The organism is Stutzerimonas kunmingensis, from assembly GCF_014764705.1.
In the GTDB taxonomy this organism is placed as follows: domain Bacteria; phylum Pseudomonadota; class Gammaproteobacteria; order Pseudomonadales; family Pseudomonadaceae; genus Stutzerimonas.
In genome coordinates, this window is sequence record NZ_JACXXG010000007.1 from 104,147 (window position 1) to 117,102 (window position 12,956).

The window sequence follows — 12,956 nt, forward strand, 5'->3', positions numbered from 1 at the left end:
CAGGAGTGGCGCTAGATTCCGCCAATTACCGCTGCCGAGGAAATTCATTGCCACTATCGCGGCGATAAGCCAGCACGTGTGGAATTCAGTCCACGCGGACCAGCACTCGACCCACCTGGCCGCCGGCCAGAATGCGCTCGATCGCCGTCGGTAACTCCTCCAGCCCGACCTCCTGCGAGAGGTCGTCCAGATTGGCCAGCTTCCACTGCAGCGATAGCTTGTCCCACATGGAAGCCTTGACTACCAGCGGGATCTCCACCGAATCAACACCCAGCAGATTCACGCCGCGAAGAATGAACGGAAGCACGCTGGCCTGGAAATGCGTCCCGGCGGTAAGGCCGCAACAGGCCACGCTGGCACCGCGCTGTAGCGACTTCACCACGTTGAACAGGATGTCTCCGCCAACGGTGTCCACCGCCCCGCCCCATTGTTCCTTGAGCAACGCTTTCTCCACACCAGCCTGCAGTGCGGCGCGCTCGACGATCTGGCTAGCCCCCAGGCGAGTAAGGAAGTCCGCCTGATCAGCCTTGCCCGTGACCGCCGCAACCTTGTAGCCAAGACTGGCCAATAGCGCCACCGCTATGCTGCCAACGCCACCCGTCGCGCCAGTGACCAGCACGGGCGCTTCGCCTGGCTCAAGACCCGCCTGTTCCAGCTTGTCGACGCAGAGGGCCGCGGTCAGCCCGGCCGTGCCGAGGATCATAGCCTCGCGCAACGAAAGCCCCTGCGGGCGCTTGATCACCCAGGCCGCCGGAACGCGGATGTACTGGCCGAAGCCACCGGCGGTGTTCATGCCCAGGTCGTAGCCCGTGACAATCACCTCATCGCCTTCGGCGAACTCACCGACGCTGGACGAAGCCACGACACCCGCGGCGTCGATGCCTGGCGTATGGGGAAATGAGCGGGTCACGCCGCGATTGCCGCTCGCCGATAGCGCATCCTTGAAGTTCAGCGAGGAGTAATGCACCCGAATGAGTACCTCACCGGCTGGCAGCTCGTCGGTAGTACGTTCGACGATACGGGTTTCGAAACGACCCTCGGTCGTCTCGCTGACTTGTAGTGCCTTGAAGCTGCTCATGCGGTTCCCCTTGTCATTGCCAAAAACGTTGTTCGTTCAGCCGGCTCCAGCCTTTCAGCAAGCCGTGCTCCATAACCGTACTGGCCGCCATGCCGAAGCGCTCGGGCAGGCTTTTCTTCTGTATGTAATGCAACTGGAACAGTTCCGCTTCCTGAGCGCGCTCGGCGAGATACTGATCGCTGGTCTTGAGTTCGTCCGCCAGATGCTTGCCCAACGCGGCAATGCCCAGCCACACCTCTCCCGTCGCCACGTCATCTATCGACAGGTTCTGCCGGTAACGCGCGACGAAGTTCTTGAACAGCTCGTGGGTCGTCTCCAGGTCTTCCTGGAACTTCTCGCGGCCCTTCTCGGTGTTCTCGCCGAACACGGTCAACGTGCGCTTGTACTCGCCAGCGGTCAGCACTTCGAAATCGACATCGTGCTTCTTCAGCAGTCGATGCACATTCGGCAGCTGTGCCACCACGCCAATGGAACCGAGAATGGCGAACGGTGCGGTGAGAATGCGATTGCCGATACAGGCCATCATGTAGCCGCCGCTGGCTGCGACCTTGTCGACACAGACGGTCAGAGGCACGCCGGCATCTCGAATGCGCACCAGCTGCGAGGCAGCCAGGCCATAGCCATGGACCATGCCGCCACCACTTTCCAGGCGCAACACCACCTCATCCTGCGGCGTCGCCATGGTCAGCAGCGCGGTGATCTCGTGGCGCAGGTTGTCTACTGCAGACGCGCGAATATCGCCATCGAAATCGAGAACGAAGACTCGAGCTGGAGACTCGGCCTTCCTGTTCTGCTTGGCCGCCTTCGCTTCGCGCTTGCGCAATGCCTTGAACGCGTCCTTCTCCATTACGGCCTGCTCCAGGCGCTCACGCATGGATTTGTAGAATTCGTTGAGCTTGTGCACCTCGAGGTGCCCACCACTCTGTTTGCTGCGCCCCCGCCGCATCGAAGCCAGCGCGATGAGCACGATCACGATCGCCACGACCAACGTGACGGTCTTTGCCAGGAAGCTGGCATAGTCGACAAGAAATTCCACGTATCCCCCTCGATGAGTTCCGATCGCCGACAAACTACCTTCGGCGGCATGCCGCCAGCATACCGGCGGGCCTGTACCTGAGCCAGCGCGAGCGATTCAAACAAACGTTCGAATTATCGTTGACACTCCCGAACGATGTCCCTACCCTCGCGAAAAACAGTGCCGGCCGGAGCAGCAGCATGGGCAGTATCTACCTGATCAGGCATGGTCAGGCGTCTTTCGGCGCAGAAAACTACGACGTGCTGTCCCCGCTGGGATATCGCCAGTCCGAAGCCTTGGGTGACTACCTGGCGCAACTCGATGTGTCTTTCGATAGATGCCTGAGCGGCGAGCTGGAACGCCAGCAGAATACCGCCCGCGCCACGCTGGCGAGGCTAGGCGCTCAGCCTGAGCTTGAAGTCGATGCTGCCTTCAATGAGTTTCACGCCGATGCGGTTATCCGCGCGCATCTTCCCGACCTGCTCCAGGTGGAGCCGAATGCGATGCACATCCTGCGCAACGCCGCCGATCATCGTGCCGACTTTCAGCGCCTGTTCACCCATGTAGTGCATCGCTGGATATCCGGTGAACATGAGAAGGACGACCTGGAGAGCTGGCAGCACTTTCTCGACCGTGTACGTGGTGGTCTTGAGCGCGTTCTCGATCAAGCCGGCAAACGCGACCGTATCGCCATCTTCACCTCCGGTGGAACTATCACCGCGCTGCTGCAACTGATCATAGGCGTGCCGCCGATCAAGGCGTTCGAGATGAACTGGCAGATCGTCAACACCTCGCTCAGCCTGTTGAAATTTCGTGATCGGGATGTCGCGCTGGCTTCGTTCAACAGCCATGCGCACCTGCAACTCCTGAAGAATCCGGAGCTCGTCACCCATAGATGAGCCCAGCCCCAAGCGGCCAAAAGCTGCGTGTACCCATAACGACCAAAAAGGAAACCCTCATGAGCAACGTCGCCGAGACTTTCAAAGGCATGCAGTCGAAGTTCAACCCCAGCGCCGCTGCCGGCCTGGATCTGGTCTTCCAGTTCAACATCACTGATGCCGAAAACTACTACCTGGTGGTCAAGGATGGTACCTGCGATCTGCAGCAGGGCGATTCCAGCGACGCCAACGTCACTCTGATCATGGACAGCGAAACCATGCAGGGCATCGTTAGCGGCGAAACCGACGGCATGCAGGCCTTCATGGCCGGCAAGCTGCGCGCCGAAGGCGACATGATGCTGGCCATGAAGCTCAGCGAACTGTTCCCAGCCTGAGGCGAAAGCTGATTGCTGAGATGCAAAGGAACCGAAGTCTCAGACTTCGGTTTTTTTATGCCAGCGATTCATACGCGGACGAATCAGGGAGCTTGATTAACCAGCAACACTCCGGCCAATAACAGCGCGCATCGCTTGGTCTACGCAACCTTGAGCATTAGATTACTGAATCATCTTGGGCACCGAACATAAGTAGAAGGGATAACAATGGCGCTTACAGATCAAACCACCCGCGTCCGTGCAGGCGAGGAGTTGCCGGTCGATATCATCGACCAATACTTGAAGGCGCATATCCCTGGCCTGAACGGTACACCGCAGATTTCCCAGTTTCCCGGCGGCGCATCGAATCTGACCTACCTGCTGCAGTACCCCGATCGCGATCTGGTCTTGCGCCGCCCTCCCTTCGGACACAAAGCCAAATCAGCCCACGACATGGGCCGCGAATTTCGAATTCTCAATCAGCTCAACGAAGGCTTTCCCTACTGCCCGAAGGCGTACGTGTACTGCACCGATGATTCAGTGATAGGCGCGGAGTTCTACGTGATGGAGCGCGTCAACGGCATCATCCTGCGCTCGGAGCTGCCGCCGGAACTGAGCCTCGATGAAGACCAGACCCGTGCCCTCTGCGAGAGCTTCATCGACAAGTTCGTCGACCTGCACAATGTCGACTATCAGGCCTGCGGCCTTGGCGACCTGGGCAAGCCTGAAGGTTACGTGAAGCGCCAGATCGAGGGTTGGAGCGAGCGCTACGAGCGCGCCATCACCCCCGATGCGCCCGCCTGGGAGGCGGTGAAGGCCTGGCTGAAGGACAAGATGCCGGCGGATCACCCTAAGCCGGGAATCATTCACAACGACTACCGTTTCGACAACGTCATCCTCAACCCGGACAACCCGATGGAGATCATCGGCGTACTGGATTGGGAAATGACCACCATCGGCGATCCGCTGATGGATCTGGGCAATACGCTGGCCTACTGGATCGAAGCCGCTGATCCCCAGCCAATGCAGGCAATGCGTCGCCAACCGAGTCATCTGCCCGGCATGCATACCCGGCAGGGCTTCGTCGATTACTACGCGCAACGAGCCGGCATCGAGATTCCCTGCATCGATTTCTACTACACCTATGGCCTGTTTCGCCTGGCTGGAATCGTTCAGCAGATCTACTACCGCTTCTATCACGGTCAGACCCAGGACCAGCGTTTCGCCTCATTCATCCACATGAACAAGTTGCTCGAACACAAGGCGCTGCAAGTGATCGGGCAATCGACGCTCTGAAGCTATCCTAACCCTGTGGCACGCCACAGGACCGAACAAGAAAAGAGGAACGACCATGTCCAAGACCACCCTGTTCGACCTAGACGGCAAGATCGCCTTCGTTTCCGGCGCCAGCCGCGGTATCGGCGAAGCCATCGCCAAACTGCTCGCGCAGCAAGGCGCCCATGTAATCGTATCCAGCCGCAAGATCGAAGGCTGCCAGGCGGTAGCCGACGCGATCATCGCTGAAGGCGGCAAGGCGACCCCGGTCGCCTGCCACATCGGCGAGATGGAACAGATCCAGTCAGTGTTTGCCCAGATCCGCGAACAGTTCGGCCGCCTCGATATCCTGGTCAACAATGCGGCGACCAATCCCCAGTTCTGCCACGTGCTGGATACCGATGTTTCGGCCTTCCAGAAAACCGTCGACGTGAATATCCGCGGCTACTTCTACATGTCCATCGAAGCCGGCAAGCTGATGCGCGAGCACGGCGGCGGCAGCATCATCAACGTCGCTTCCATCAACGGTGTGACACCCGGCAACTTCCAGGGCATCTACTCGATCACCAAGGGCGCCGTGATAAACATGACCAAGGCCTTCGCCAAGGAATGCGCGCAGTTCGGGATTCGCTGCAATGCGCTGCTGCCAGGCCTGACCGATACCAAATTCGCCTCAGCACTGGTCAAGAACGAGTCCATCCTGGAGATGGCACTGCAGCACATCCCGTTGAGCAGGGTCGCCCAGCCGAGCGAAATGGCCGGTGCGGTGCTCTACCTGGCCAGCGACGCGTCCAGCTACACCACCGGTGTGTCACTGAACGTCGACGGTGGTTATCTGGCCTGATCGTTCCCGCCGCACAAAAAAGGGAGCCAAGCGGCTTCCTTTTTTTGTTTGCGCTCGCTCACCAGTTCTTCAGTGCCTCGGTCGCAGCGGCATTCACCGGTTTCGCCAGTAGCCCCGTAGGCGTCAGGTCCACGGCATAGACGGCCCCATCGGCGATTGGCATGTACTCGACACGCAGCACTTGCGGTTCTAGGAAGTGCAGATCGCGGCGTTCGAGCTGAAGCGCGTCCCATATATCCACGCCCAGAGGGTTCTCGCTCAGTACAACGCGACCATGGCGGGCGATGTTCTGTTGCTCCACGGCGAGATATCGTCCGGAAAGCCGCTCCAGTCGATACCCTGACTCCAGACCTATCAGCTCAGCCAGGCTCTTCCAGCGAAGCAGATGGAGATCGAGCTGCCATAGATCACCTTCCAGCATCACCGTTCGCGTCTCGTTGCCCTGTTCCAGGCTGACTTCGTAACGCTGCGGACCCTGGGCGTGGAAACTCACAGTGACCAGCGGCTTCTTGTCAGGCAGCGCAGCGTAGGTGCTGACGTCGTAGCCAATCAGGCCAATCAATCCGGCGAACAGCAGGACCAAAAAGCCGCAAGTCCCGCGCAACCATCCCATCAGCCAGTGCCCCCCCAGTAGCAAGCGCAGCGCGACCAGCAATACGATCACAGCCAGCAGTGCGATCACGATCGCAAGCCCGAGATATTGCATAACCATGCGTCCTTTCAATTGGGTGCGACATTATCCGCAGGAGCAATCAGAGCAGCCAGCATCTGCATGGGACGGCCATCACGCGCTGACACTCTTGTCTATCAGGACGTGGATATCGGTCATACGAGCAAGCTCTTTCGCCGACGTGGCCAGTCGCATTATCCTCCGCTGCCGTTCTGCCTATTGAGGCCCGCATGCCCTTCGCACTTGAGCTCGCGCTCGATCCTGCCACGTTGGTGATTCTGGTCGCCGTAGCTTTCACTGCCGGGTTCATCGACGCCATCGCCGGGGGCGGCGGGTTGTTGACCATTCCTGCCCTGCTGACTGCCGGCCTACCACCGCATCTCGTGCTGGGCACCAACAAGCTGTGCGCCACATTCGGCTCGGCCACTGCCAGCTACACCTTCTATCGCCGCCGACTATTCGAGCCGGGCCTGTGGCGACGAGCGCTCACGGGCACGGCGATCGGCGCCGCAGTTGGCGCAGTAGTCGCGCAATTCATGCCGGCAAGCTGGCTTAACCAGCTATTGCCGCTAGTGGTTTCTGCCTGCGGGGTCTATCTGCTCTTCAGCCATATGCCGGCCAAATCAGCCAGCGATGCAGTGCTCATCGGCCGCAGACGCCAATGGCCACAGAGCCTTTCACTGGGCTTTTACGACGGCGTAGCCGGCCCGGGAACCGGCGCCTTCTGGACGGTCAGCAGCATGCTGCTCTACCCGCTCGACCTGCTGAGAGCGAGCGGCGTGGCGCGGACGATGAATTTCGTCAGCAATGCCATGGCGCTTGCAGTATTCATAATCGGCGGTCACGTCGCCTGGGTGCTGGGCATTGGGATGGGGCTGGCCTTGATGGCAGGCGCCTACTTCGGCGCGCGCACGGCGATCCGCGGTGGCTCGCGGTTCATCCGTCCGGTATTCATTCTGGTAGTACTGGCGATGAGTCTGCGGCTAGCCTGGCAACACTGGTTCGGGGTGGCCTAGCCGACGGGCCAGATAAAGCTCGATCAGATAGCGGGCGATGGATTGGCGCGCGGGCAACGCCGGCAGGTTGTCGATGGCGAACCAACGGGCATCCTCGATTTCCTCGGGCTGCAGCACGATATCGCCACCGGCATATTCCGCGTGGAACCCGAGCATGAGGGAATGGGGAAACGGCCAGCCCTGGCTGGCGATGTACTGCGGCGCATGAATGGCCACACCGACTTCTTCTCTTACCTCGCGTGCGACGCACTGCTCCACCGACTCACCCGGCTCAACATAACCGGCCAGCGTGCTGTAGACACCAGGCGCGAAACGCGGTGAGCGCGCCAGCAACAGTTCGTCTCCACGGGTGACCAGGACGATCATGCTCGGTGAAAGCCGCGGGTAGTGCTGAACTCCACAGGCTGGACAGTACATGGCACGCTCACCGGCTCGCGCCTGCATGGGCGAGCCACAGCTGCCACAGAAACGATGCTGGCTGACCCAGGTACCGATCTGCGTGGCATAGCCGAGGAGCCGGAACAGATCGCGATCGTTCTCCTGCATGAACTGGCGCAGGCCCTGCCAGCGCGCGCCTGGTACATCGGCCGGAAAGTCCAGTTCGAAAAGAAACACCGGCTCTCCGTCGAAGTGCCCCAGACCCTGTTCGCTGAGCAGCGGCAGATCCAGGCGCTTGAGCCAGTCCCGCGGAAAGAGCGCACCGTTGCCATCGAGCAGAAACTGCTGTCGACAATGCACCACCGCACAGCCTCCTGCCATCGAGGGATCGAGCAGCGCCGCCTGCCAGCGCAAGCTCATCAGGCGGCTACCGGCATGCCCAGCGCGCGCACGCTCTCGCTGGCCAGATCAAGCACGCTCACGCGCGAGTCGTCACGTCGCAATACCGCACCACCTTCAAGGTAGTACTCCAGGCTGGTCAGCGCATCGGCCAGAGTTTCCAGCAGTTGCTCGGGGGGCATCTGGTTCGATTCGAGCATGTGCTTTTGAATGAAATCAGCGCAGGCGCCGATCAGGTCCGCCGCGCGCTCCTGCTCAAGAAAACGCAGACCGCCGCGCACGGCCTGCAGGCTGAACGGCACGTTGGCCAGGTGCAATTTCTCCCCGTTGGACTCGAGATAAGCGGTGATCGCCCGCTTGGCCAGCGCCAGGCCTGCGGTCGCCTCATCGATTACCACGATGCACGCTTCGGTGAGCTGGTGATTGGCAAAGGCTTCCGCTTCCATTCCGGGTCGGGCGACCTGAGGCTTGCTATCGCGTCGATCGCCGCGCTCGAGGCTGGCGACCATGCTCTCCACATACAGCACGGCATCGGCGAGACGCTGGATGACATGCGGTTCCGGCGCATGCTCCAGGCTCCAGCCAGACACGTCGCCCAGCTGCGCCTGCAGCGTGCTGGCCGCAGATGAAAGGCCAACCATGCCGAGGGTCTTGGCCATCTTCCCGAGCAGGTTATGCAGGTTCGAGTAGGCTTCCGCCTGGGCGGTACCTCGCTCGATCAGATCCAGCAGATCCTTCAGGCTCGCCAGTTCCTCACGGATCGCCGAGGACAGCGAACGCATGACGGCCTGGCCCGGGCCGGCCAGGCGCTGGGATTCATCTTCCAGCATGTGGTCGGTGAACGGCAGCGAACCCAGCGAGAACACCTGACGGACCTGGCTGGCGATAGGCCCATGGGTGTCCGCCAGCGCGACGACGTATAGCAGCTCTTTGAGCAGGCTGCGTGGCGCCTCGTATGCAGGGTTGCCAATGACCTGCTTGAGTTCCCGGTCCAGACGGGAAAACAGCTGCTTGCGCGACTTGCGCGGCAATAGCTGGCCGTCCAGTTGCGATTCGACAGCGGCGCTGCCGATCCAGCACAGCCGACCTCCTGGCGACTCGACGAAGAGATGATCCAGCCGCGTCAAAGCGCGGCCCATGAGTTTCAGGCTGGCTGGCAGATTCTCTTCACGAATGAAGCCGAGCAACCCGACCTGATACATCTGACGCAGCCGCCGGGCCTCGGCAACTGGCGCGGCTCCCGAACGAACCGGCACGTCCAACGCAGGACGGGCATGGTCGAGCCGGACGCTGAAAAAGAAACTTTCCGGCAACGGCGGCTGCGCGCATGCTTGGCGCAGCGCGTTGATGGCTGGAAGCAGCAGCTCGGGGATTTCCTGGCGGCTGGCATCGACGCTTTCCAGATAACGCCGCAGCACGTAGAGCGCGTTGCTCAGCGCGGCGAGTTGCACGTCGCGGTCCTCGCCGGCGCCGACCGGGATGTCGGTAGCCAGCTGCAGTATTTCTTGCGCGAGCAACTCGGCGCCGGTCAGCTCGATGAGGTTGAGTGTGCCGCGCACCTGCTTGAGGTTCTCCACGGCCTGCTGCAACAGGCCGCCGTTGTTGCGATCGATGATGAAATGCTCGAGGCTCTGCTCGGCTTCTTCCATGGTGGCGAACAGTTCGTCACGTACCAGACCGAGTGAAGTAGCTCCAGTAACCATGCCTAGTGCGCCTCCCGCGCAAACGTGTGGTGACGCATCAGTCGGCAAAGTCCGGCTTCTGTTTGCTCATATGAGCGGCGATGGCGACCTTGATGTCGGCCGACTGCAGCATGGCCGCATTCCAGGTGGCGATGTACTCGAGACCATCGTCGACCCGGTGATCGCGCATGTAACGGATCATCTCCTTGGTGCCGCGAATGGCGAGCGGTGATTTGCTGGCGATGTCACCGGCCAGCTCCAGCACGGCGTCCATCAGCATCTGCTGATCGGCATAGGTGCGATTTACCAGCCCGATGCTGCGCGCTTCCTCGCCGCTGATGGTGCGGCCGGTAAAGGCCAGTTCGCGCATCATGCCATCGCCGATGATGCGAGGTAGGCGCTGCAAGGTGCCGACATCGGCCGCCATACCCATGTCGATTTCCTTGATCGAGAATTTCGCGTCCGCCGTGCTGTAACGCATGTCGCAAGCGGAGATCAGATCGATGGCGCCGCCCAGACAGTAACCCTGGATCGCGGCGATGACCGGCTTGCGGCAGTTGTCAACGGCATTGAACGATGCCTGCAGAGAGAGGATCTTGCGCCGCAGCTGCTCGGCATTGCGGCCGACGTCGTTGCCAAGCTGGCTGCCGACCGAAGCCAGCATCTGCAGGTCTATACCGGAAGAGAAGTGGTCACCGGCGCCACTGAGGACGACTACGCGCACTTCGTCGGTTGCATCGATCCAGTTGAAGATATCAATGATTTCCGACCAGAACGCAGCGTCCATCGCATTGATCTTTTCAGGCCGATTGATCACGACGCGGGCAATCTTGTCTGCCAACTCTACGCGGAAGGCTTTGTATTCGGTCACGCTATCATCCTCGACAGCAAGGGCGCATGGGGAGCGCCGTGGCGGGCAAACCCGTACGACGGCGGGCAACTATAACAACTGCCACCACGACGAGTGAATGTCGATGCAGACGATGTGATACAGACCACGCCGCCAGACGACCTGTTCATGCCGTTGTAGACGGTGGCGAGCATCGACGCATCATTCTTCGCGGATACAGTCGACGGTGTACACACATCCATCCGCGCCTGCCTCATGTTGCAGGCCATGAACGTCGGCATCGAACCCGGGGAAACGCTCGGCGAAATCACGGGCGAAACGAAGGTAATCGAGAATCGAGCGAGTCTCTTCGGTAAAGCGCTCGCCCGGCATGATCAACGGGATACCCGGCGGATACGGCACCAGCATGACCGCCGCGATTCGGCCCTGCAGTGCCTCGATCGGCACCGCTTCGACCTCGCCGCGAACCAGCTTGTCATAGGCCTGGGCCGGAGTCATCGCAGGCTCCGGCAACGCCGTGTACATCCTGCGCATGGCCCGCGCCGTGGCGTTTTCGCAATAACAGGCATGCAGCTCATCGCAGAGATCACGCAGCCCCATACCCGTATAGGCCGCTGCACCGGCGCGCGCAATCGATGGCAGGGCATCGACCAGCGGGATATTGGCGTCGTAGTGACGCTTGAACTCCAGCAACTCGGTCAGCAGAGTGCTCCACTTGCCCTTGGTGATGCCCATGGAGAACAGCACCAGCATCGAATACAGCCCGGTTTTTTCCACCACCAGACCACGTTCCCAGAGAAACTTGCTGACCACCGCCGCCGGTATGCCACTTTCACCCAGTGCGCCGGATGCGGTAAGGCCCGGAGTGACGAGCGTGACCTTGATTGGGTCGAGCAGTACGTAATCGTCGGCGATATCGCCGAAGCCATGCCAGTCAGCCGTTGGCTCGAGAAGCCAGTCCGGGGTCACCAGCGCCTCGGCGCCGTCGACCAGTGGTGGCTGCCAGATGCTGAACCACCAGTCGTCGGCATCGATGTGCTGGCGCAGGTTGGCCAGCGCCCGACGAAAGCTCAGCGCCTCATCGAACGTCTCTTGAATCAACGAGCGTCCCGCCGGGCCTTCCATCATGGCCGACGCCACGTCCAGCGATGCGAGGATGCCGTACTGCGGCGAGGTGGAGATGTGCATCATGAAGGCTTCGTTGAAGCGATCGCGATCGAGCTGCCGTGTCTGGCTGTCGAGCACATGGATCATCGAGGCCTGGCTGAACGCTGCCAGCAGCTTGTGGGTTGAATGGGTGGTGAACACCAGCGGGCCCTGCTCCCGCGTATCCATGCCGTAGCGGCCGTCATAGAACTCGTGGAATGCCGCGTAGGCGTACCACGCCTCGTCGAAGTGCAGCACTTCTACGTTGTCAGCCAGGGTGCGCTTGATCAGGTTGGCGTTGTAGCAGAGCCCGTCGTAGGTCGAGTTCGTCACCACCGCCAGCTTGACCTTCGGCGGCCGGCCACGCGCCAGCGGGTTGGCGGCGATCTTCGCCTGGATGGACTCGCGGGTGAATTCTTCCAGCGGAATCGGGCCGATGATGCCCAGCTCGTTACGAGTCGGGCTCATGTACAGCGGTATCGCGCCCGTCATGATGATGGCGTGCAGAATCGATTTGTGGCAGTTGCGATCCACCAGTACCAGATCGTCCCGCGCGACCATCGAATGCCAGACGATCTTGTTCGCCGTCGAGGTGCCATTGATTACGAAGAACGTGTGGTCGGCACCGAAGTTGCGTGCGGCGCGGGCTTCCGCCGCTGCCACTGGCCCGGTGTGATCGAGCAACGAGCCAAGCTCGGGTACCGAAACCGACAGGTCCGAGCGCAGCGTGTTTTCACCGAAGAACTGGTGGAACGCCTGGCCGACCGGACTCTTGCGGTAGGCCACGCCCCCACCGTGTCCCGGCGTATGCCAGGAATAGTTCGACTCGCCGGTATGGCGTACCAGCGCGCTGAAAAACGGTGGCAGCAGATCCTCGAGATAACCGCGCGCGGCCCGGGCGACCTGGCGCGCAAGAAACGGCACGGTGTCCTCGTACAGGTAAAGCAGGCCGCGCAACTCGTTGAGATCGGCCATTGCCTCGGCAGGCGCATTCTCGATGGTGATCTGCTCGCCCAGTGCAAAGATCGGCAGACGCGGCGCGCGGCGACGAGCGACACGGATCAGTTCCACCACGTCGTGCAGCAGGCGCTGATTGTCACCGGCGCCTTCTGCCGCAACCAGGATGCAGGCCAGGCCATGGTGCGTGGAGGCGACGATTCGTCCCTCGTTGGAGCTTGCTGTAGGCAGGATATTGAAGCCGTCGCGCTCCAGTTCGGAAGCGATGCCACGCACTCGCTCACCGGCAACGGTGTCGGCCTTTATGTCACGGTGAACGATGAGGATGGGGAATTTCAGGTCTTTGTACATGCGCACTCTCTGCGAACGATCCACCTACAGGGTAGAAGCGTCC

General features: G+C 61.0%; 12 protein-coding genes. 5 read left to right on the forward strand and 7 right to left on the reverse strand.

Annotated elements, in window-relative coordinates:
• Positions 1-85: 85 nt before the first annotated feature.
• Positions 86-1,078, reverse strand: a complete 993-nt coding sequence (locus IEG05_RS08475) for a YhdH/YhfP family quinone oxidoreductase (protein ID WP_014820134.1) — start codon at positions 1,076-1,078, stop codon at positions 86-88.
• Between the two features lie 13 nt (positions 1,079-1,091).
• Complete coding sequence (sohB, locus tag IEG05_RS08480) at positions 1,092-2,114, reverse strand: protease SohB (protein WP_041013728.1); 1,023 nt, start codon at positions 2,112-2,114, stop codon at positions 1,092-1,094.
• A 179-nt stretch (positions 2,115-2,293) separates the two neighbouring features.
• On the opposite strand from sohB, the gene IEG05_RS08485 reads away from it, so the two are divergent.
• From IEG05_RS08485 to IEG05_RS08500, 4 genes are all read left to right on the forward strand, one after another.
• Positions 2,294-2,992: a histidine phosphatase family protein gene (locus tag IEG05_RS08485; protein ID WP_041013727.1), complete on the forward strand. Its 699-nt coding sequence runs from the start codon at positions 2,294-2,296 to the stop codon at positions 2,990-2,992.
• A 59-nt stretch (positions 2,993-3,051) separates the two neighbouring features.
• On the forward strand, positions 3,052-3,366 hold the full coding sequence (locus tag IEG05_RS08490; RefSeq protein WP_014820131.1) for an SCP2 sterol-binding domain-containing protein: 315 nt from the start codon (positions 3,052-3,054) through the stop codon (positions 3,364-3,366).
• A gap of 207 nt (positions 3,367-3,573) precedes the next feature.
• Positions 3,574-4,641, forward strand: coding sequence for a phosphotransferase family protein (locus tag IEG05_RS08495; protein WP_046618973.1), 1,068 nt, complete (start codon positions 3,574-3,576; stop codon positions 4,639-4,641).
• Between the two features lie 55 nt (positions 4,642-4,696).
• A complete protein-coding gene (locus IEG05_RS08500; protein ID WP_023445295.1) occupies positions 4,697-5,464 on the forward strand; it encodes an SDR family oxidoreductase in 768 nt (255 codons plus the stop codon).
• 58 nt (positions 5,465-5,522) lie between these two features.
• On the opposite strand, the gene IEG05_RS08505 is transcribed toward IEG05_RS08500, so the two are convergent.
• Positions 5,523-6,170, reverse strand: coding sequence for a hypothetical protein (locus IEG05_RS08505; RefSeq protein WP_044315965.1), 648 nt, complete (start codon positions 6,168-6,170; stop codon positions 5,523-5,525).
• Between the two features lie 194 nt (positions 6,171-6,364).
• On the opposite strand from IEG05_RS08505, the gene IEG05_RS08510 reads away from it, so the two are divergent.
• Positions 6,365-7,150 carry a TSUP family transporter gene (locus tag IEG05_RS08510; protein WP_046618972.1) on the forward strand — a complete coding sequence of 262 codons (786 nt, stop codon included), beginning with the start codon at positions 6,365-6,367 and terminating at the stop codon, positions 7,148-7,150.
• Here the strand turns inward: IEG05_RS08510 and nudC are convergent.
• The 4 genes from nudC to IEG05_RS08530 form a co-directional block, all read right to left on the reverse strand.
• Positions 7,118-7,948, reverse strand: coding sequence for an NAD(+) diphosphatase (gene nudC, locus IEG05_RS08515; protein ID WP_046618970.1), 831 nt, complete (start codon positions 7,946-7,948; stop codon positions 7,118-7,120). The genes IEG05_RS08510 and nudC overlap by 33 nt on opposite strands.
• On the reverse strand, positions 7,948-9,630 hold the full coding sequence (locus tag IEG05_RS08520; RefSeq protein WP_046618967.1) for a FimL-related protein: 1,683 nt from the start codon (positions 9,628-9,630) through the stop codon (positions 7,948-7,950). The genes nudC and IEG05_RS08520 overlap by 1 nt, the downstream gene beginning before the upstream one ends.
• A gap of 37 nt (positions 9,631-9,667) precedes the next feature.
• Positions 9,668-10,480: a crotonase/enoyl-CoA hydratase family protein gene (locus IEG05_RS08525; protein ID WP_046618965.1), complete on the reverse strand. Its 813-nt coding sequence runs from the start codon at positions 10,478-10,480 to the stop codon at positions 9,668-9,670.
• Positions 10,481-10,660: 180 nt separating this feature from the next.
• On the reverse strand, positions 10,661-12,913 hold the full coding sequence (locus IEG05_RS08530) for an Orn/Lys/Arg family decarboxylase (RefSeq protein ID WP_046618963.1): 2,253 nt from the start codon (positions 12,911-12,913) through the stop codon (positions 10,661-10,663).
• Positions 12,914-12,956 lie beyond the last annotated feature (43 nt).

Coding starts and splice junctions, on each gene's coding strand:
- IEG05_RS08475 (WP_014820134.1), bottom strand. CDS start 1,078: ATGAGCAGCTTCAAGGCACTACAAGTCAGCGAGACGACCGAGGGTCGT.
- IEG05_RS08485 (WP_041013727.1), top strand. CDS start 2,294: ATGGGCAGTATCTACCTGATCAGGCATGGTCAGGCGTCTTTCGGCGCA.
- IEG05_RS08490 (WP_014820131.1), top strand. CDS start 3,052: ATGAGCAACGTCGCCGAGACTTTCAAAGGCATGCAGTCGAAGTTCAAC.
- IEG05_RS08495 (WP_046618973.1), top strand. CDS start 3,574: ATGGCGCTTACAGATCAAACCACCCGCGTCCGTGCAGGCGAGGAGTTG.
- IEG05_RS08500 (WP_023445295.1), top strand. CDS start 4,697: ATGTCCAAGACCACCCTGTTCGACCTAGACGGCAAGATCGCCTTCGTT.
- IEG05_RS08505 (WP_044315965.1), bottom strand. CDS start 6,170: ATGCAATATCTCGGGCTTGCGATCGTGATCGCACTGCTGGCTGTGATC.
- IEG05_RS08510 (WP_046618972.1), top strand. CDS start 6,365: ATGCCCTTCGCACTTGAGCTCGCGCTCGATCCTGCCACGTTGGTGATT.
- nudC (WP_046618970.1), bottom strand. CDS start 7,948: ATGAGCTTGCGCTGGCAGGCGGCGCTGCTCGATCCCTCGATGGCAGGA.
- IEG05_RS08520 (WP_046618967.1), bottom strand. CDS start 9,630: ATGGTTACTGGAGCTACTTCACTCGGTCTGGTACGTGACGAACTGTTC.
- IEG05_RS08530 (WP_046618963.1), bottom strand. CDS start 12,913: ATGTACAAAGACCTGAAATTCCCCATCCTCATCGTTCACCGTGACATA.